This is a genomic window from Streptococcus sp. HMSC061D10 (assembly GCF_001808865.1).
Lineage (GTDB): Bacteria > Bacillota > Bacilli > Lactobacillales > Streptococcaceae > Streptococcus.
Genome location: NZ_KV795008.1, coordinates 18,034 through 38,074, shown reverse-complemented (window position 1 = coordinate 38,074; position 20,041 = coordinate 18,034). Strand labels below are relative to the sequence as shown.

Here is a 20,041-nt window from a genome sequence, read left to right as displayed (position 1 = left end):
AAGGATTTCAAGGAAGAATGGAATATCTTCAGCCACACACTCAGAACCGATACGTTCGATGTAAGCTTGTTTTTGTTGGTTAAGTTCGTCAGAGCTATCTACGTCATAGTAAAGCAAGAACTTAACAGCATCTGCACCTTGTTCTTTGATACGTTTTGCAGACCAAACATCCAAGCAGTCTGGCAAACGTTTTGTACTTGTTGTGTCGTATCCAGTTTTTTCATAAGCAAGGAGAAGACCAGCTTTTGGATCAAGAGCTTTTGTAGCTGGAAGTCCGTACTCAGGGTCAAGAAGCATAGATGAAGCGTATTTTGTCAATTCATCCGCTACCAAGACTTTAAGTTCTTCCATTTGAGCTACTGTTGGCTCTTCTGTTTGGTATTGAGCCATGAGGCGTTTCAAAGCACCACGTTGGTCAAAAGCAAGAGCTGAGATGATACCATTCTCGTCTGAGAGTTTTTGCATGCAGGCATGTTTATTTGGGCTTAATGTTAATTTACTCATAAATAACTCCTTATTTTTCAAACTCGTGAATAATGACACCTTGAACGACACGGTTAACTGTACCTGTAGGTGATGGTGTATCTGGTCTGTTACCAACTTTAAGTGAAGTCAAGAGAGCAAATAACTGACCATAAACGATGTAAGGGAAGACACGGTAAACATCATTCAGAACCCCACCGCATCCAAGTGCTACTTCCTTCACATTTTCAAGTCCAAAGGCTTGATCACTCAAGAGAACAACTCGACGAGTAATTTGGTCGCCAGCAACTTCACGAACCAAGTCTAAATCGTACTTACGAGTATAATCTGTTGTAGTACCAAATACCAAAACGACTGTATCTTCGTTGATAAGAGATTTTGGACCGTGACGGAAGCCAACTGGGCTTTCATACATAGTCGCAACCTGACCAGCAGTCAATTCCAAAATTTTAAGCTGTGCTTCGTGAGCAAGTCCGAAGAATGGGCCCGCACCTAGATAAATCACTCGGTTAAAGTCTAGGTCAACCAACTCTTTGACATCTGCCACATTGTCAAGAACTTTGCGAGCTAAACTAGATAGCACGTCGAAACGTTCAGCTTTAACAGCAAAGTCTGTCGGATCAAATACCAAGAGCGCTGTCAACATCATTGAAGTGAAGCTTGAAGTCATAGCAAACCCAGCATCGTTAGAAGCAGCTGGTTGCAAGAGCAAGAGGTTGCGGTCATCACCATGCGCTTGAAGAGCCAATTTCCCTTCAGCTGCACATGTGATGGTCACTTGATAAAGCTCACCAACCAAAGCCTTGGCCAAGTCAACTGTTGCCACACTCTCAGGTGAGTTCCCGCTACGCGCGAATGATACCAAAACAGTTGCCACATCTTTTTTCAAATAAGTTTGTGGGTTTGCTACAATATCAGTTGTCGCGATAGCATTGAAATTCCATTTACGTTCATCATAAACTTCTTTAAAGTAAGGAACCAGAGTATCACCTACATAAGCAGAAGTTCCAGCACCAGTCAGGATAACTTTGATGTAGTCATGTTTGTCAGCAATTCCTTGTAAAAAGGCTGCAATTTCATCACGTCGTGCTTGATAAGCTTCAAAAGCTTCTTTCCAAACATCTGGTTGTTGGTAAATTTCGCGAGTTGTGATTTCTGCCCCCAACTCAAGCAATTCTTCTTTTGTATAATCTAGCATTGAAAACCTCTAATCTAATATTGTTTCATGATTGAAAACATGGGAATGGGAGTCGCTCCCATTCCCATGTATATTTTCTATAAGATAGTTTGTTACATCTTATTCATCTTCATCGTCGTCGAAGCTTGCCAATAAATCATTAACTTTGACAATGCTTTCTGAAGCACGACTCTTATAATCTGCATCAGCGCCAGTTAGGCTAGCATTGATAAATTCAATAACCATTGGAAGATTCATTCCTACATAAAGTTCAATGTCACGACCTTCCATAATCAGACGGCTCACCACGTTACATGGTGTTCCACCAAGGAGGTCAGCAAAGACTAGGAAATCATCCAAACCTTCGACAGCAGCTTCAAATTTCGCAGTGAAATCTTCTGGTCCATCTTCTGGAAGAAGAGCTACTGCATGAATGTTGTCTTGTGGACCCATAATCATTTCTGTGCTACCTTTAAGTTCTTCACAAAAACGTCCATGGCTCACTAAAATCAATGATTTAGTCATAAATTATGCGCCCATTCCAAGTGCAAATTTACCAAAGGCAGAAAGAGCCAAGGCAAGCACGATAATGATACCGATAGCTTTTGTAGAGTTCATACCTTTCTTACCAAGCAACCAGAAGATAAAGGCAGTGAAGATTGCTGGAAGCAAGCGTGGGAAGATTGAGTTCAAGATGTCTTGGAAGTCAATCATCTTTTCACCGATTGGCAATTTGTATGAAATTTCAAAGTTGATCATTGTTGCTACAAGAGCACCCATCATGAACACACCAAGTACAGATGCAGCTTCAATCAAAGCTGTCAAAGTGCTTTGCATGTTGTTGATTAGGTTAACCCCTTCTTTGTAGGCAAATTCCAACTGTTTCCAACGGAAGATGTCATACGCTACTGCAACTGCGATCCAAAGGAAAATACCCCAAGGTTGACCAGCGATAGCCATTGTTGCAGCGATAGATCCCATGATAGCAGGTACAAGTGAACCAAAGATAGTATCTCCAAGAGGAGCGAATGGTCCCATCAAACCAGTCTTGATACCGTTAACCGCATCTTTTGAACCAACGCCATCTTTTTCTTCCATGGCAAGGTCAAAACCAGCGATGATTGTGTGGAAGAATGGTGAAGTGTTGAAGAATTGAGTATGAACTTTCATCATTTCTTTCAACTCAGGAGTTCCATCTCCATACATTTTACGCAATTGTGGCAAGATCATGTAAAGGTAACCTGATGCTTGCATACGTTCGTAGTTCCATCCCAATTGGAAAGTGAACAAGCTACGTTTGTTAATTTGATTAAAATCTTCTTTTGTTAGTTTGTAATTAGAATTCGTCATCTTCAATTTCCCCACTTTCTGATGGTGTAGAAGGTGCTGCTACAGCTACTTTTTGGCTATTTTTGAAGTGAAGCACCGCAAGGAAGATACCTACGATAGAGATACCGATCATAGACAAGCCTTTGAAGTTGTTGGCAAAGCCAATTTTTTCAGCAACGTCAGCAGGAAGAGTTCCAATGATACCAGCAACTGCTCCACCAAGACCTGTTACGTATGAGTAAAGTACAGTCAACATAGCTGTCAAACCGAATCCCATAGCAAGGTAGTGAAGGTTACGTTTAACTGGAAGGTAACGAAGTAAGATAGCGAATCCAAGACCTGGAAGCATACGACCTGCGAGTGTCAAACCATCTGCAACCCATTTGTAAGCTTCAACTAAGTCTACTACTGATTGTACGAAGGCACCACCAAAAGCAAGGGCAAAGAAGACTGGAAGGGCACGAGAAGCAGCCCATGGAAGCGCACCAAGAAGGTAGTTGCGTTCGATTCCTTTGTAGTCAAAGCGTTCGATCGCAGCATCAATACGGTGAGCGAAGAATGTAGTAGTCATACGACCAAGTACGTCGAAGTAAGTCAAAAGTGCTGCTACTGGCACAGCAATTGTTGTAATCGCAAGTGCTGTATCAATTCCTTGTGCAACTGAGAAAGCTGTCGCAAGAACCGCACCAGAAGTTGCGTCGATACGAGAAGCACCACCAAAGGTACCTACCCCAAGTACGAACAACTGCAAGCTACCACCGATAAACAAACCAGTTGTCAAATCTCCCATGATCAAACCAGTAATGAAACCAGCGAATACAGGGGAACCTGCAGAAGAAACGATCGTCAACTCATCACAGATTTGATAAGCTGAGTACAGAGTGAGAAGTAAAATTTGCCACCATTGTATCATAACAATGACCTCCTAAAAATTTTTTCCTATTTTAATAAGCTCAAAAAGTCTGAAACTGGATCATTTGGAACCATTTGAGCAGTAAGTTTAACACCTTTTTCCGCCAATTTGTGGAAATCTTCTACGTCTTTATCTACAACGTTGATTGAACGTGTGATCGCACGTGTTTCTGGTGTTTGAGACATGTTGCCGACATTGACAGTTTCAAGTGGCACACCTGCTTCTACCAAACCGAGGAAACGGTCAGGCTTGCGTGCTACAATCAAAAGACGTTGGCTATCGTATTTACCAGCAAGGATATTGGCTGCAGCTTTTTCAACTGGCAAAATGCTAAGTTTTACACCTGGTGGTGTTGCAAGTTTCAATCCGCTCTTTTCAACATCGTTGTTAACAACTTCATTGTCAACGACCATGATACGTGAAACATTAAGTTTAGCAGACCAAAGGTTTGCTACTTGTCCGTGGATCAAACGTCCATCGATACGGCATCCTACAATTGTCATAAATTTTCCCCCTTTATATGTTTTAGTGTAGGTTTACGAGTTAAATGTATGTGATCTTTATACTCCCCTTCAGTTTCAAAGATAATGATGCGGTTAGCACCTTCCTTGAGATAGCTGTGCGGAATATAAAGCGATAAGGTTGGACCAACATTCCAGAAACGTCCGAGATGATGGCCATTGACATAGACAATCCCTTTACCAAACTCAGATAGTTCTAAGTAGGTGTCCTTCGGAGCCTCAACTTCAAAGTCATAGGCGTAAAAGGCAGGTTGTCCTTCTGTCCATCCTTTTGAGAAATCAATCTTTTCAGGATTATCTAGTGGAAGCGGATAGTGTTCCCAGCTCAGCATAAAGTGTAGGTCTTTGCAGACACCTGTACGAATCCCTTTTCGTTGTGTATCTGCTAGGAACTTATGCCCGTAATTGACACGCCCCATATTTTCAATAAGGATGTCAAATCTAGAGAGCGCTTTCTTTTTTCCTTGATAGAAGATATCTTCTCCAATTTCAGTCTGGTACTGAGTTGCGACCCATTTCCCATCTACAAATAGCTGAGTTCTATCGCGTCCATCAATGATACGGATGCGTTCTTCTTCTGCGTCCCAGCTAGCTTCTGTACGATAGAGTAGGTAGCCATAGCTTTGTCCCAACTCTTCCATTTTCTTAGGATAGAGACTCTCGATTGGACTTGCTAGGCTATCCAAGGTTTCGAAAAGAGAAACTTTCTCAACCAGTGGAATGTTTTCAACTTCCATGCTCTCTTTGTAAAGGGGCTCTAATTGTGGATACTCAGGATAGTAAGTCGCCATCATTTCCTTAACTGCCAGGTATTTAGCAGTTGGATTGCCAGCTTCATTAAGGAGAGCGTCATAATCATAAGATGTTACTTGTGGTAAATCGATGGTTCCTCGAGCTGAACAACCATTCATAAAACCAAAGTTAGTTCCACCGTGGAACATATAAAGGTTGATAGAGCCTTGCTCTAGCACCTCATGTACAGCTTCTGCTAACTCCTCTGGCTCACGCGTGATGACTGGTTCTTTCCATCGGTTAAACCATCCATCCCAGAATTCCATACACATGAGTGGCCATTTCTTGCCATACTCATCAAAGAACTCTTGCATTTGCGAGAAGTTAAAGTTAGCTTTTGAACCAAAGTTCCCTGTCACAAAGAGATCATCTTCAATCAAGGTACCAGCTTTCAGAGTTGCTCGCCATGGACCATCAGATGTAAAGAGCGGACAAGTCACTGAACGTTCTTCCATCAATCGGCGAATCTCACGCAAGTAGGTCTTGTCCTCACCGTATGAACCGTACTCATTTTCAACCTGCATCATGAGGATGTTACCACCATTGTCCAACAATCTTGAAACAAGACGCGGAAGTAAATGATCGTAGTAACGTCCTACCATTTCAACAAAGGCTGGATCAGAGGAGCGGATTCGCATGTCTTTAGTTAAAAGCCATGCTGGTAAACCACCAAATTCCCACTCTGCACAGATAAAGGGAGATGGTCGAACAATAGCATACAAGCCTAAGTCCTGAGCTGTCTGAAGAAATTTTTCAATATTAAGATTGCCTTCAAAATTGAAGTTTCCTTCAGTTGGCTCATGCAAATTCCAAGCGACGTAAGTTTCAACAGTGTTGAAGCCTAAAGCCTTGAGATTGTACAATGAATGATACCAGTCTTCTTCAGGAATTCTAAAATAATGAATGGCACCAGATAAAATTTTGAATGGTTTCCCATCTAGGTAAAAATCATCCTCAATTTTAAACCTTGTCATTTTACCACCCCATACTTTTTCGTTTGCGCTTTCATTTGTTGTTATATTAAATGATAAACTAATGAATCCATCTTGTCAATAGATTTTTCGAAAATTATTTAAAATTTTTCTTTTTTTTACTGAATTGTTTTCTAAAATTCTTGTAAAAAATTTTTTTCTTAAATATTTTCGATCTAGATTGCATAAATGTATGAGTTTATAACCGTAAATAATATGTAAGTCAATCACTTAGCCTATTATTTTATTTTTTTACATTATTTACTATCATTTTCAAACTATTTATGGTAGAATCGAAGATGGAGAAGGAAAAAATGAGGTGAAAATATGGCAATTCCAAAGTATCAATATATCAAAGATGAATTGAAAAACAAAATCATTTCAGGTCAATTTGCAAGTGGCGACAAATTCTACACTGAAGCAGAATTGATTGCAATGTATGACGTAAGTTCAATCACTGTTGTTCGCGCCTTAAACGACCTTGCTAAAGACGGTTATATTGTCCGCCAACAAGGTAAGGGAACCTTTGTGGCTCGCGCTCGCAAGCACAAACTCGTGGAATTTTCTGATGTAGAAATTTTTGAAACCAAGGACGATAAAGTCACTGTTCTTTCTATTGAACGCGGTAACGATCTTAACTACTTAGAAAAATTGGGATTGCGTGGCGATCAATTTTATTACAAAATCGAACGTATCCGTGAATCTAACGGTGTTACTTATATCTACCACACATCTTATATCCCTGAACAATACATCAATGCAAACTATCCAAATCTTGAATACTATAGTTCTATCTATAATCGTTTCAAATTGGACTACCACATTCACATGAATGACGAGCATTTTGAAGAAATCAATGAAATTGTATTTCCAACTCCAGAACATGCTGCTTCTATCCTAGGAATCGACTCTCAGTTCCCAACTGTTCTCCAAACCAAGACAACTAAACTTGAGTCAACTGGCCAAGTGTTGGAATACATTGAAACTTACAAACGTTCTGATTTCTATAAGATTAAATTTATCTCATGTGATCGCGATCACTAAACATTAAAAAGTCTGAGACAATCGTTTCAGGCTTTTCTGTTTTTCATTATAGCACGTCAGCTTTTAGTAGGAAATATCAAATGACTTTAAACTATAATTTGGAGAAATTTTACTAAAAACAGAGTAAAAATTAAAATCAGTTCAAATTAAATAACTTCTTATATTTTTTATAGGTATTTTATTAAAATACTTGACTTTGCTAGATTCAGATAATACAATGGAATCAGTTTGTGAAAACGCTACCAAAACAATAAATTAGGAGGTTATTTAATGAAACCAGAAAATAAACAGCGTTTCTCTATTCGTAAATACGCAATCGGAGCAGCTTCTGTCTTGATTGGCTTTGCCTTTCATGCACAAGCTGTTGCCGCTGATGGAGTCGTACCTACTACAACAGAGAATCAACCTACTATCCAAGCCGCAGGAGAATCGTCTCCACAGGCCAGCGAAGAAAAACTTGAAACTAGTCCTACACCAGAAGCCGTAGCTCCTGCAGCTCCAGTGACACCTGTAACAAACACTGAAGCACCAAAAGTTGAAGCTACTCCTGCATCTATTGTAGAAAAAACTGTTACAACCGAAGAAACTCCAGCAAAACCAGAAGTAACTGAAGAAGCTAAGCAGCCAGAACCAGAAAAGGCAGAAAACAAAGAAGTTGCTAAAGTTGAAGCTCCTGTAGTCGCTACAGAGAGAGCAGCTCAAGTCAATGAAAAACTGGCTAAAAAGAAAATCGTTTCAATCGATGCAGGGCGTAAATACTTCTCTCCTGAACAACTGAAAGAAATCATCGACAAAGCCAAACACTATGGCTATACTGATCTTCATCTCCTAGTCGGAAATGACGGCTTGCGCTTTATGCTAGATGATATGTCCCTAACTGTAGGGGACAAGACTTATGCGAGTGACGATGTCAAACGCGCTGTTGAAAACGGAACAAACGCCTACTACAACGATCCAAACGGCAATCATCTAACTGAAAGCCAAATGACCGACTTGATTAACTATGCTAAAGATAAAGGTATTGGACTTATCCCATCTGTTAACAGTCCTGGTCACATGGACGCTATCCTCAATGCCATGAAAGAACTAGGTATTGAAAAGCCTAACTTTAACTATTTTGGTAAAGAATCAGCACGTACTGTCGACCTTGACAATGAAAAAGCAGTTGCCTTCACAAAAGCTTTGATTGATAAGTATGCAGGCTACTTTGCTGGTAAGTCTGAAATCTTCAACATTGGTTTGGATGAGTACGCTAACGATGCTACTGATGCTAAAGGATGGAGCGTTCTTCAAGCCTATAAATGGTATCCAGAAGATGGATTCCCAGACAAGGGCTATGACAAATTCATCGCCTATGCTAATGACCTAGCTCGTATCGTCAAATCTCACGGTCTAAAACCTATGGCCTTCAACGACGGTATCTACTATAATAGCGATACAAGTTTTGGTACCTTTGACAAGGACATCATCGTCTCTATGTGGACTGGTGGCTGGGGCGGTTACGATGTCGCTTCTTCTAAATTACTAGCTGAAAAAGGACACGAAATCCTCAATACTAACGATGCTTGGTACTACGTTCTCGGCCGTAATGCTGACGGACAAGGTTGGTACAACCTGGACCAAGGTTTGAACGGCATTAAGAGCACACCGATTACTTCTGTACCAAAAACAGAAGGATCTGACGTTCCTATTATCGGTGGTATGGTAGCGGCTTGGGCTGATACTCCATCTGCTCGCTACTCTCCATCTCGTCTCTTCAAACTCATGCGTCAATTCGCAAACTCTAACGCTGAGTACTTCGCTGCTGATTACGAGTCTGCTGAACAAGCTCTGAAAGAAGTTCCAACAGACCTTACTCGCTACACAGAAGAAAGTATTGCAGCCGTTAAAGAAGCTGAAAAAGCCATCCGTGCTCTCGATAGCAACCTTAGCCGTGCTCAACAAGATACTATTGATCAAGCGATCGCAAAACTCCAGGAAGCTGTTAGCAACTTGACCTTCACTCCAGAAGCTCAAAAAGAAGAAGATGCTAAACGCGAAGTTGAAAAACTAGCTAAGAACAAAGTAATCTCTATTGATGCTGGTCGTAAATACTTCACGCTAGACCAACTTAAACGAATCGTTGACAAAGCCAGCGAACTTGGATACTCTGACCTTCATCTCCTCCTTGGAAATGATGGACTTCGCTTCTTACTTGATGATATGAGTATCTCAGCAAACGGCAAGACTTATGCAAGCGACGATGTGAAAAACGCCATCATCGAAGGAACAAAATCTTACTACGATGATCCTAATGGAACTACTTTGAACCAAGCCGAAATCACTGAGCTTATCCAGTATGCTAAAAACAAAGGTATTGGATTAATCCCAGCTATCAATAGCCCAGGTCACATGGATGCTATGCTTGTTGCTATGGAAAAATTAGGCATCGCAAACCCTCAAGCTAATTTTGACAAGGTTTCAAAAACAACTATGGACCTTGAGAACGAAGAAGCAATGAACTTTACAAAAGCCCTTATTGGCAAGTACATGGACTTCTTTGCAGGCAAGACTAAGATCTTCAACTATGGTACAGATGAGTATGCCAATGATGCTACCAACGCTCAAGGTTGGTATTACCTCAAGTGGTATGGCCTCTATGGTAAATTTGCTGAATACGCTAATAGCCTAGCTGCCATGGCTAAAGAAAAAGGTCTTCAACCAATGGCCTTTAACGATGGCTTCTACTATGAAGACAAGGATGATGTTGAGTTTGATAAAGACGTTATCATCTCTTACTGGTCTAAAGGATGGTGGGGTTACAACCTTGCATCTCCTCAATACCTAGCAAGTAAGGGGTACAAATTCCTTAACACGAATGGAGATTGGTACTACATTCTCGGTCAAAAACCAGAAGATGGTGGTGGCTTCCTCAAGAAAGCTATTGAAAATACTGAAAAAACTCCATTTAACCAACTAGCATCAACTAAATATCCTGAAGTTGACCTACCTACTGTTGGTAGTATGTTAGCTATCTGGGCTGATCGACCAAGCGCAGAATACAAGGAAGAAGAAATCTTTGAACTCATGACTGCTTTTGCAGACCACAACAAGGACTATTTCCGTGCTAACTACAAAGCGCTACGCGAAGAACTTGCTCAAATCCCTGAAAACTTAGAAGGATATAGCACAGAAAGTCTCGACGCTCTCAAGGTTGCTAAAGACGCTCTTAACTACAACCTCAATCGTAATAAACAAGCTGAGTTAGATACACTTGTAGCTAATCTCAAAGCTGCTAGACTTGGTCTTAAACCAGCTGCCACTCACTCAGGAAGCCTCGATGAGAGTGAAACTGCTGCTACAGTTGAAAATCGACCAGAGCTTCTTGTTAAGACAGAAGAAATTCCGTTTGAGATCGTTAAGAAAGAAAATCCTAACATTCCAGCAGGACAAGAGAAAGTCATCACTGCTGGTGTCAAAGGAGAACGTACTAAGTATCTTTCAGTTGTGACTGAAAATGGCAAGCAGACAGAAACAGTTCTTGAAAATCAAGTAACGAAAGAAGCTGTCAATCAAGTTGTCGAAGTTGGAACATTAACAACACATGTAGGAGACGAAAAAGGTCAAGCTCCTGTTGCAGATGCAAAACCACGTGTTGTGATCGAGGACGAAGAAATTCCATTTACAACGATCACTCGCGAGACTCCTTCGCTACCTAAGGGACAAACTCGTCTAGTAACTGCAGGTGTCAACGGTCGTCGTAGCCATTTCTACTCTGTGACTACTGCTGCTGATGGATCTGAAGTTAAAACATTGGTTACAAGTGTCGTAGCTCAAGAACCAGTCGCTCAAGTGATTGAAGTTGGCAACCCTGTCACTCACCTTGGCGATGAACATGGTCAAACTGCTATCGCTGAAGAAAAACCAAAACTAGAGATTCCAAATGAACCAGCTCTAGCAACTGTTCCTGCTGAGGAAAACAAAGCCCTTCCTCAAGGCCCAGCTCCTGTAGCAAAAGAAAATAAACTTCCTGAAACAGGAAGCCAAGGTTCAGAATGGTTAATTGCTACTGGTCTTATGACTGCACTCACAGCTTACGGACTTAGCAAGAAAAAAGATTAAGCACAAATAAAAAGCGAGACAAAAATCTCGCTTTTTATTGTTATCATTAATCACCCAAACCGATGCGTTCGAAGATTTCATCCACACGTTTGGTATAGTAAGTTGGGTTAAAGATTTCATCAATTTCTTCTTGAGTGAGACGTGAAGTCACTTCTGGATCTGCTTCAAGAAGTGGTTTGAAGTCGACTTGGTTATCCCATGATTGGGCTGTCTTAGGTTGAACAAGGTCGTAGGCTTGCTCACGTGTCATACCTTTTTCAATCAAAGCAAGCATGGCACGTTGGCTGAAGATCAAACCAAATGTAGAGTTCATGTTGCGGATCATGTTTTCTGGGAAGACCGTCAAGTTCTTAACGATGTTTCCGAAACGGTTGAGCATGTAGTCAATCAAGATAGTTGTATCTGGTGCAATGATGCGCTCAGCTGATGAGTGAGAGATATCACGCTCATGCCAGAGTGATACATTTTCATAAGCTGTTACCATGTGACCACGGATCACACGCGCAAGACCTGTCATGTTTTCAGAACCGATTGGGTTACGTTTGTGAGGCATAGCTGAAGAACCTTTTTGACCTTTGGCAAAGAACTCTTCCACTTCACGTTGTTCTGATTTTTGAAGACCACGAATTTCAGTTGCCATACGCTCGATAGAAGTTGCGATGCTCGCAAGAACTGCAAAGTACTCAGCGTGAAGGTCACGAGGAAGCACCTGTGTAGAGATTTCTTGGGCACGGATACCCAATTTATCGCAGACGTATTTTTCAACGAATGGTGGGATGTTGGCAAAGTTACCAACCGCACCAGAAATCTTACCAGCTTCCACGCCAGCAGCCGCATGCTCAAAACGCTCGATGTTGCGCTTCATTTCGCTGTACCAAGTTGCCAATTTAAGACCAAAAGTTGTAGGCTCAGCGTGAACACCGTGGGTACGCCCCATCATGATGGTGAACTTGTGCTCTTTCGCTTTGTCAGCGATGATGTTGAGGAAGTTTTCAAGGTCCTTGCGGATGATGTCGTTGGCTTGTTTGTAGAGGTAACCGTAGGCAGTATCCACCACGTCGGTAGAAGTCAACCCATAGTGAACCCACTTGCGCTCTTCACCAAGAGTCTCAGAAACCGCACGCGTGAAAGCCACCACATCGTGGCGAGTCTCTTGCTCGATTTCCAAGATACGGTCGATGTCAAAGTCCGCTTTTTCACGAATCAAAGCTACATCTTCCTTAGGGATTTCCCCTAACTCAGCCCATGCTTCGTCAGCTAAGATTTCCACCTCAAGCCAAGCACGGTATTTATTTTCTTCAGTCCAAATGTTCGCCATCTCAGGGCGAGAGTAACGTTCGATCATTGTTTACTCCTTTATTGTTGATCAATAAGTTTCATTGCTCGTTCTTTAATAGCCAACCTAGCAGTATCAGATAGTGTAAGCTTAGATAAGTATTCTTTCCACTCAATATCATTATTTTTTAATGCATTTATAAAAATTTGGCATTTTAAGAAATCGTTATAATAATTGCTATCTCTTCTATTAAAACCTGAGATTTTCATATAGCTTAAAACTTTTTCCAGTTGTTTCAAGTCTTTTGTTCTTTCAAAAAAATCAACTTGAAACAGTAATAAATAGGTGTTATCCTCTGGAAACTCTATTTTCGCTTGATCCAATATAGATTGAACTTCACTGTAATTCATCTCAATTTCCATATTATATTTTGCTTTAGAAATTAAAAACATGTTTCGTGCACTTGGAGAATCAATCTTTTCAAAATCATTTAATAAAGATTCTAATATTCTTTTCTTTTCTACTGTAGGTAGTATAGACTCTCTTTGATAAAGAACACTTTGAAAATAAGCATGTATATGATAGGGATTATTGCGATTGTTTTCATAGTTATCTTTAGCCATCAAATATGCTTTATCATATTCTCCTATTTTATTATATAATAAAACCAACTCTCGTTTTGCCTGAGAATATGTGCGATTTTCCTCCAAAACCTTATTAAAACGATCAATTGCAACGTCAAAGCGTCCTATTTGCCTATAGTAAAAGCCAAATAAAAAATTATGTTTGTACCCTGAAATACTCTGAACTTCATTCTTAAATCGTTCATCCTTTAATCTAGCTAATGAACTACATAAGAAGAATCGGATTTCATCTCTTATGTAACTATCTAATACGTCACTTGATTCCAATACATTATCTGCTAATTTTATAACAGCAGAATTTTTTCTATCATCATATAAATTCTTCATCGTTTTCAAATAATACGATGGGAGTAGCTTCTCTATAGGTACTTGTTTTCCTAATCTTAAACTTTCTTGCATAACAAATATTTCATCCGCAAGATCCAGATTAGAATCATTAATTTCTATAGTTCTAACAAATTTATCTAGTGCGCTTGATAGTTGTGGTTCTAAATGGATCTGTCTCTCATAAAAGTTTCTTGCAGCTAAATTTAAAGCTATATACTCGCCATCTACACCGATCTTATTCACCATACCATGTCTAATATATTTTTCAATATCACTAATTTTGGGTGCGATTGATGCATATTCGAATATTTTAGATAAGGATTCCAAATTGATAAAATTAAACTTAGATAATATCTTTAAAGCTTTGTTATCATCATCAGTGTAATTAAATCCAGAAATTATTGACTGTATTTTATTATCAGAGTAATCTGAAACAATGTGTGTATTCTTATAAAAATACTCTTTTGAGTTTTGTTTAATTATATCAATTGTATAAAATATTTCTTCAGGAAATCCTGAAAATAACTGACTTATGTCAGCTAATTCTGACTTATCTAAATCCAAATCATTAAGCCCACTGTATTGAAAAAGTAGTTTATTTCGGTCACCTGGAGTTAGGACATCTATGTGAAGATGAAACATATTTTTTAATGAAAATAGAGAGTGAGGCTTGTATTTACTTATTATACAAGTTGACAAATCGATGAAGTCACTGTGTTCAAACTTTTTAACAATTTGTTCAAACCAATATGCCAATTCTCCTGTGTGAGTTACAATGGCTCCTTGATCATCTACAAATAGTTTATCCCCTAACTGAGTATTTAAATAACACAACAGTTCATATGCAATATCAATCTTTTCATCTAAAGTGATATTCATAAAATCAAAATTATCTTCCAAATCAGAAACATTAGTTAATCCTTTTATAAAATCCTCTATACTTTGGTGTCCGTCTAAATAAATTATAGGTGGGAAATAGGACTTTTTCACTATGCCAGTTTTATCTAACGCTCTCTTTAAAAAACTCCGACGTCCTACCGTACTCATTCCAGAGGTAATGATAAAATTTGTTTTATCAATTGTGAAATCATTAATTCTACTTTCAAAACTTTCCATTTCAGAATTACGACCAACAAATAAATTTGTCTTCTTATTTAAAAAATCACTATTTTCCCAAGAAATTTCTGTAACCCTTGAAAAAATGATTCTAGATAGCTTACTTGGTGATTTAATTTTTTTTATATTATAGTTTCTTAGCCAGTCTGGAATTTCCTCATGATTATATTTAGTTACATCATCAATTATAACCGGCATAATTCTTTGTTCATCTACGAAGTCAGAATCTAGTCCTTGAGCCCAAATAATTTCTTGTTTTACCCACTCCGAGGACAGTGAATTCTTTGATAAGAGTAATACGAATAAGTCCGTCTTTTCTATCGATCTTCGGATTTCTTCTATTATTTTTGCGCCTGCCTCAAATGTTAATTCATCATAAACCAATCGATCCTCTCCAAGATTTTTTTTAAGTTTCTCAACCAGTGGACGTACAAACATATCTTTGTCTCTACTGCTATGTGAAATAAATACTTTTCTCATTTTACCAATCAATTCCTTTCCCAAATTCCTCAACCTTATCCGGTTCAGCACTAAACAAAGTCACATGCCCCATTTTACGGTTGTGCTTCGCTTCTATTTTACCATACATGTGGAGGTGGGCGCTTGGATTTTCTGCGACATATTTTTCAGCAGCCTCGACGTGCTGGCCGAGGACATTGAGCATGACAGCTGGCGCATGTAGTTTGATGTCTGGCAATGGTGCTCCCAGAACGCCCAGAATATGGGTATCAAACTGAGAGAAGCCACAGGCTTCAATCGAGTAGTGACCAGAATTGTGTGGACGTGGCGCAATTTCATTGACAATGATGTCATCAGCAGTCGCAAACATTTCCACACAGAGCGTTCCAGATAGCTTGAGCTGTTCTGCAATTCGCACTGCCATAGATTTGGCCTTTTCAGCTAGACTTTCTGAAATGTGGGCAGGCACAATGGTCTTAGACAGGATATTGTTGCGGTGGATGTTTTCCTGAACTGGGAAAATCGTCACATCCTTTCCATTCCCCGACACGATGACAGAAATTTCAAGGTCGAAGTTGACAAATTCTTCCAGGACACAGTCTGCTGAATCAGCTAGTGCATAGGCTTCTTCCAAGTCTGCTTCTGAACGAATAACCTTTTGTCCATGACCATCGTAGCCACCAGTCGCAGTCTTGAGAACATAGTTTTTCGACAAGTCGATATCTGCCAAATCTTGGCTTGAGGTCACAACCTTGTAAGGTGCAACGGTGACTTTGGCCTTGTTTGAGAGAAAGTCCTTTTCAAAGATACGGTTTTGAGAAATACGTAGCAAGTCCGTTCCTTGAGGGAGTTGTCCATCCTTGATGACAGCATCTAAACCATCTGCATCAACATTTTCGAATTCATAAGTGAGAACATCACAGCGCTCTGCCAATTGACGAAGTGCGTCCACATCATTATAAGGAGCCACGATGATTTCCGCCACACGAGAGGCCGGGCAATCTGCCGCAGGGTCCAGCGCGATAACCTTGTGTCCCATGTAGATAGCAGAAATAGCCATCATCTGACCCAGCTGGCCGCCACCGATAATTCCGATTGTTTTAGATGAGCTCATTTGTCGACTCCTCTGCGATTTTTCCTTGTTCTTCAGCATAATCTGCCAAAGCAGTAGCGATAGCCTGATCTTCCACTGAAAGTAGACGGAGGGCAAAGAGGGCCGCATTGGTCGCACCTGCTTCACCGATAGCCATAGTTGCCACAGGTACACCACCTGGCATCTGAACGATAGAATAGAGAGAATCCACACCGCTAAGAGCACGAGACTTGACAGGTACTCCGATGACTGGAAGAGTGGTCTTAGCAGCTACCATACCTGGCAAGTGAGCTGCGCCACCTGCACCTGCAATGATGACCTTGATGCCGCGGCTACGAGCTTCTTCAGCATGTTTGAACATGAGGTCTGGTGTACGGTGTGCGGAAACAACTTTCTTTTCGTAATCGACACCGAAGTGGTCGAGGACTTCTGCTGTTTTTTGCATGGTTGCCCAGTCAGATTTTGAGCCCATGATAATGGAAATTACTGGTTTCATTTTAAGATACAAAGGGACGATTCGCTTGCGAAAAATTCCGTAGAAAAATAGGAAAACTAACGACGGCGTTACATCTAGGCAGTTTTTTCTTTTTTCCTAGGGATTTAGTCCCGTGTTCAGTTAGTAAAACTAACTGAATACTCCTTTCTTAAAGTTTTTCTTTTTTGATCATGATCTTAGGTGGTGGGGACGGAAGCAAACCTTCGGTTTCATTCCTAAAATTTGAGCTTAAGGTCTCAAATTTTCCCTAGACCAGAACAGATACTGTTCTGGTCTTTTCACCACAGCGACCATTATCTTCATTTAGCTCGCTTTCGCTCGCTCTATTAATCTTTTATCGCCTTGCTACCGATATCAGTTCGGTAAAAGAGGCCTTCTGTATTTTGTTTTGTAAGCTCGCTGTAAATGGTCTTTTGAGCTTCTTTAACGGTCTCTGCTGTGGTGACCAGCATGTAAACACGGCCGCCATTTGAGAGGAGGTCTTGGCCATTTTCAGCGAATTTCGCTCCTGCATAGTAGGTGATGATGTCGCCCTCTGTCTTGGCTGGAAGCTTGACACCCTTCTCATATGCGAGTGGGTATCCGTTTGATGCGACAACTACACCCAGTGTCACACCCTTGTCCGTCCAAGTGATGGCTGGCTCCTTGCCATCCAAAATATCCGTAATATTTTGTGCAAAATCAGATGTCAAACGAGGCAAGATAATCTGAGTTTCTGGATCTCCGAAACGAGAGTTAAACTCGATGACTTTGGGTCCATCAGCTGTCAAGATAAGCCCTGCGTATAGGACACCAAGATAGGGACGACCTTCTTTAATCATCCCTTCGAGGACTGGCTTGACAATAGTCTCCACTGCCGTATCAACTACACTCTGTGGTAAGTGTGGAACTGGCGCATAGGCACCCATCCCACCAGTGTTAGGCCCCTTGTCGCCATCATAGGCACGTTTGTGGTCCTGAGCTGTTGGCATGATGTAGAACTTGTCACCATTGACAAAGGCAAAAAGTGAAAATTCCTCTCCTGCAAGAAACTCCTCGATAACCACACGCGCGCCTGAGTCACCAAATTTATTGTCCAAAAGCATCTCATGAGCGGCTTCTACTGCTTGCTCGACTGTCTCCGCAACGACAACACCTTTCCCAAGGGCCAAACCGTCTGCCTTGACTACGATTGGAGCACCTTTATCCTCGATATAGGCCTTGGCTTCCTCGAAATCTGAGAAGGTCCCATAGGCTGCTGTCGGAACGCCGTACTTGACCATGATTTCCTTAGCAAAATCCTTGGACCACTCCAACTCCGCTGCCAATCTTGTTGGACCAAAGGCCTTGAGACCAGCTGCATTAAAATCATCCACGATACCAGCAGCAAGGGCATCATCTGGCCCGATAAAAGACCAGGCAATATCGTTGGCTTTTGCAAATTCAATCAATGCAGAATGTTCGGAAATAGAGATATTTACCAATTCTAGACCATCCAGAGTCATCCCGTCATTCCCAGGAGCTACAAAGACTTTTTCAACGTCTTTTGACTCAAGCAACTTCTTAGCAATGGCATGTTCACGACCACCCGAGCCGACAACTAACAGCTTCATCTTTCAACCTCTTTTGCGAATTATTTACTAATATTATACCATAAACGTTCGTTTTAATCTTGTTTCGTTTCGCTTTTAAAGCAAAAAAAGGAAAGAAACTGTTTTCTTCCCTTTTATTTTCTTAATGTCTAAAATGTCTCACTCCTGTGAAGACCATGGTCAAGCCGTATTTATCAGCAGCTTCGATGGATTCTTGGTCACGGACAGAGCCTCCAGGCTGGATGATAGCTTTGATACCTGCTTTGGCGATTTCTTCCACGTTATCTGCAAATGGGAAGAAGGCATCTGAAGCAAGAACAGCGCCGTCAAGACGGTCTTTAGCTTGGTCAATAGCAATACGAACTGAAGCCACGCGATTGGTTTGCCCAGGGCCAACGCCAAGTGTCATGTGGTCATTAGTCACGATGATTCCATTTGATTTGACATACTTGATAGCTTTCCAAGCAAACTCAAGAGCAGTCGCTTCTGTCTCAGTTGGTTGGCGTTTGGTTACCACTTGCCAGTCAGCTGGGCTTTCTTTGATCACGTCTTGGTTTTGAACGAGGAGTCCACCGACAACACCTGTGTATTCTACTTCCACTTCACTAGCATCTTGTGCGTCAAATGGCAAGGCAAGAATGCGCAAATTTTTCTTTTTGTTGGTCAAAATGGCTAGCGCTTCATCCGTATAGCTTGGTGCAATGATGATTTCAAGGAAAACACCGTGCATCTTCTCAGCTGTCGCAACATCCACCTCACGGTTGAGAACAACAATTCCACCAAAAATAGACACTGGGTCAGACTCATAAGCGTAATCCCAAGCAGTTTCGATGTCATCAGCTTGACCGATACCGCACGGGTTCATGTGTTTGAGAGCTACAACGGTTGGACGGTCTTTAAAATCACGGATGATGCGGATCGCTGCATCAGCGTCACGGATATTGTTGAAGGACAATTCCTTACCGTTGAGCTGTTTCGCTGATGCAATGGAGTAATCCGTTGGCAAAGCTTTTTGGTAGAAGTCTGCGTCTTGTTGAGGGTTTTCACCGTAACGCATTGGTTGCTTGAGGTCATAGGTCAAAGTGAGTTTTTCAGGTTTTTCTTCACCCACCTGAGCTGTGAAGTATTCTGCAATCAAGGCATCGTAAGCCGCTGTGTGACGGAATACTTTTGCTGCCAAACGTTGGCGAATTTCGTAAGAGGTTTCACCGTTTGCTGCCAATTCGTCCAAAACTACAGCGTAGTCAGCAGGATCTACCACAACTGTGACGCTAGCGTGGTTCTTCGCTGCAGAACGAAGCATAGATGGACCACCGATATCGATGTTTTCAACGGCATCTGCGTATGTCACATCTGGCTTAAGAATGGTTTCCTTAAATGGGTAAAGATTTACCACCACAAGGTCAATGAGCTCAATCTTGTTGTCCTTAGCCGCTTCCAAGTGGCTATCCAAGTCACGACGAGCGAGAAGCCCTCCGTGAATATTTGGATGGAGGGTCTTCACACGACCGTCCATCATTTCTGGGAAACCAGTCACATCGTCAATGGCAATGGTGTCCACCCCAGCATTGTCAAGGGCAACCTTGGTCCCACCTGTCGAGATGATATCCCAACCAAGTTTTTTAAGTTCTTGGGCAAATTCAACAATGCCCGCTTTATCTGAGACTGAAATAAGTGCTCGTTTAGTCATGTTCTTTCTTTTCCTTTTTAAAAAAGTTCTTTCTTTGC

15 protein-coding genes are annotated in these 20,041 nt (G+C 41.1%); 2 read left to right on the top strand and 13 right to left on the bottom strand.

The features are described 5' to 3' along the window. From HMPREF2728_RS03015 to HMPREF2728_RS02985, 7 genes are all read right to left on the bottom strand, one after another. Positions 1 to 504 (bottom strand): tagatose 1,6-diphosphate aldolase (locus HMPREF2728_RS03015; RefSeq protein WP_148130256.1); only part of this gene is annotated, 504 nt, incomplete at its 3' end. Between the two features lie 10 nt (positions 505 to 514). Beyond that, positions 515 to 1,681 (bottom strand): SIS domain-containing protein, encoded by a 1,167-nt coding sequence (locus HMPREF2728_RS03010; protein WP_075227002.1) that lies wholly within the window; start codon positions 1,679 to 1,681, stop codon positions 515 to 517. 99 nt (positions 1,682 to 1,780) lie between these two features. Next, positions 1,781 to 2,185 (bottom strand): PTS sugar transporter subunit IIA, encoded by a 405-nt coding sequence (locus tag HMPREF2728_RS03005; protein ID WP_075227001.1) that lies wholly within the window; start codon positions 2,183 to 2,185, stop codon positions 1,781 to 1,783. Between the two features lie 3 nt (positions 2,186 to 2,188). Then, positions 2,189 to 3,010, bottom strand: a complete 822-nt coding sequence (locus tag HMPREF2728_RS03000) for a PTS system mannose/fructose/sorbose family transporter subunit IID (protein WP_000185293.1) — start codon at positions 3,008 to 3,010, stop codon at positions 2,189 to 2,191. After that, positions 2,997 to 3,902, bottom strand: coding sequence for a PTS mannose/fructose/sorbose/N-acetylgalactosamine transporter subunit IIC (locus tag HMPREF2728_RS02995; RefSeq protein WP_075227000.1), 906 nt, complete (start codon positions 3,900 to 3,902; stop codon positions 2,997 to 2,999). Before HMPREF2728_RS02995 ends, HMPREF2728_RS03000 begins: the two co-directional genes overlap by 14 nt. A gap of 26 nt (positions 3,903 to 3,928) precedes the next feature. Continuing rightward, positions 3,929 to 4,405 (bottom strand): PTS sugar transporter subunit IIB, encoded by a 477-nt coding sequence (locus HMPREF2728_RS02990; RefSeq protein ID WP_070458000.1) that lies wholly within the window; start codon positions 4,403 to 4,405, stop codon positions 3,929 to 3,931. Further along, positions 4,402 to 6,189 (bottom strand): glycoside hydrolase family 35 protein, encoded by a 1,788-nt coding sequence (locus HMPREF2728_RS02985; protein ID WP_075226999.1) that lies wholly within the window; start codon positions 6,187 to 6,189, stop codon positions 4,402 to 4,404. Before HMPREF2728_RS02985 ends, HMPREF2728_RS02990 begins: the two co-directional genes overlap by 4 nt. Before the next feature lie 324 nt (positions 6,190 to 6,513). On the opposite strand from HMPREF2728_RS02985, the gene HMPREF2728_RS02980 reads away from it, so the two are divergent. Together HMPREF2728_RS02980 and strH are read left to right on the top strand one after the other, a co-directional pair. After that, entirely contained in the window at positions 6,514 to 7,230 is a 717-nt protein-coding gene (locus tag HMPREF2728_RS02980; protein ID WP_045762517.1) for a GntR family transcriptional regulator, read from the top strand. A gap of 270 nt (positions 7,231 to 7,500) precedes the next feature. After that, entirely contained in the window at positions 7,501 to 11,331 is a 3,831-nt protein-coding gene (gene strH / locus HMPREF2728_RS02975) for an LPXTG-anchored beta-N-acetylhexosaminidase StrH (protein ID WP_075226998.1), read from the top strand. A gap of 46 nt (positions 11,332 to 11,377) precedes the next feature. On the opposite strand, the gene purB is transcribed toward strH, so the two are convergent. From purB to purH, 6 genes are all read right to left on the bottom strand, one after another. Further along, the gene (purB, locus tag HMPREF2728_RS02970) at positions 11,378 to 12,676 is read right to left on the bottom strand and encodes an adenylosuccinate lyase (RefSeq protein WP_075226997.1); all 1,299 of its coding nucleotides are present in this window, start codon (positions 12,674 to 12,676) and stop codon (positions 11,378 to 11,380) included. Positions 12,677 to 12,687: 11 nt separating this feature from the next. Beyond that, on the bottom strand, positions 12,688 to 15,174 hold the full coding sequence (locus HMPREF2728_RS02965; protein ID WP_075226996.1) for a toll/interleukin-1 receptor domain-containing protein: 2,487 nt from the start codon (positions 15,172 to 15,174) through the stop codon (positions 12,688 to 12,690). 1 nt (position 15,175) lies between these two features. Next, positions 15,176 to 16,267, bottom strand: a complete 1,092-nt coding sequence (gene purK / locus HMPREF2728_RS02960; protein WP_075226995.1) for a 5-(carboxyamino)imidazole ribonucleotide synthase — start codon at positions 16,265 to 16,267, stop codon at positions 15,176 to 15,178. Continuing rightward, positions 16,254 to 16,742 carry a 5-(carboxyamino)imidazole ribonucleotide mutase gene (purE, locus tag HMPREF2728_RS02955; RefSeq protein WP_075226994.1) on the bottom strand — a complete coding sequence of 163 codons (489 nt, stop codon included), beginning with the start codon at positions 16,740 to 16,742 and terminating at the stop codon, positions 16,254 to 16,256. Before purE ends, purK begins: the two co-directional genes overlap by 14 nt. Positions 16,743 to 17,068: 326 nt before the next feature. Beyond that, on the bottom strand, positions 17,069 to 18,334 hold the full coding sequence (purD, locus tag HMPREF2728_RS02950) for a phosphoribosylamine--glycine ligase (RefSeq protein ID WP_075226993.1): 1,266 nt from the start codon (positions 18,332 to 18,334) through the stop codon (positions 17,069 to 17,071). Positions 18,335 to 18,455: 121 nt separating this feature from the next. Beyond that, the gene (gene purH, locus HMPREF2728_RS02945; RefSeq protein WP_075226992.1) at positions 18,456 to 20,003 is read right to left on the bottom strand and encodes a bifunctional phosphoribosylaminoimidazolecarboxamide formyltransferase/IMP cyclohydrolase; all 1,548 of its coding nucleotides are present in this window, start codon (positions 20,001 to 20,003) and stop codon (positions 18,456 to 18,458) included. Positions 20,004 to 20,041 lie beyond the last annotated feature (38 nt).

Excerpts from the sequence above, each read along its gene's own strand:
- HMPREF2728_RS03010 (WP_075227002.1), bottom strand. The coding sequence starts at position 1,681 with ATGCTAGATTATACAAAAGAAGAATTGCTTGAGTTGGGGGCAGAAATC.
- HMPREF2728_RS03005 (WP_075227001.1), bottom strand. The coding sequence starts at position 2,185 with ATGACTAAATCATTGATTTTAGTGAGCCATGGACGTTTTTGTGAAGAA.
- HMPREF2728_RS03000 (WP_000185293.1), bottom strand. The coding sequence starts at position 3,010 with ATGACGAATTCTAATTACAAACTAACAAAAGAAGATTTTAATCAAATT.
- HMPREF2728_RS02995 (WP_075227000.1), bottom strand. The coding sequence starts at position 3,902 with ATGATACAATGGTGGCAAATTTTACTTCTCACTCTGTACTCAGCTTAT.
- HMPREF2728_RS02990 (WP_070458000.1), bottom strand. The coding sequence starts at position 4,405 with ATGACAATTGTAGGATGCCGTATCGATGGACGTTTGATCCACGGACAA.
- HMPREF2728_RS02985 (WP_075226999.1), bottom strand. The coding sequence starts at position 6,189 with ATGACAAGGTTTAAAATTGAGGATGATTTTTACCTAGATGGGAAACCA.
- HMPREF2728_RS02980 (WP_045762517.1), top strand. The coding sequence starts at position 6,514 with ATGGCAATTCCAAAGTATCAATATATCAAAGATGAATTGAAAAACAAA.
- strH (WP_075226998.1), top strand. The coding sequence starts at position 7,501 with ATGAAACCAGAAAATAAACAGCGTTTCTCTATTCGTAAATACGCAATC.
- purB (WP_075226997.1), bottom strand. The coding sequence starts at position 12,676 with ATGATCGAACGTTACTCTCGCCCTGAGATGGCGAACATTTGGACTGAA.
- HMPREF2728_RS02965 (WP_075226996.1), bottom strand. The coding sequence starts at position 15,174 with ATGAGAAAAGTATTTATTTCACATAGCAGTAGAGACAAAGATATGTTT.
- purK (WP_075226995.1), bottom strand. The coding sequence starts at position 16,267 with ATGAGCTCATCTAAAACAATCGGAATTATCGGTGGCGGCCAGCTGGGT.
- purE (WP_075226994.1), bottom strand. The coding sequence starts at position 16,742 with ATGAAACCAGTAATTTCCATTATCATGGGCTCAAAATCTGACTGGGCA.
- purD (WP_075226993.1), bottom strand. The coding sequence starts at position 18,334 with ATGAAGCTGTTAGTTGTCGGCTCGGGTGGTCGTGAACATGCCATTGCT.
- purH (WP_075226992.1), bottom strand. The coding sequence starts at position 20,003 with ATGACTAAACGAGCACTTATTTCAGTCTCAGATAAAGCGGGCATTGTT.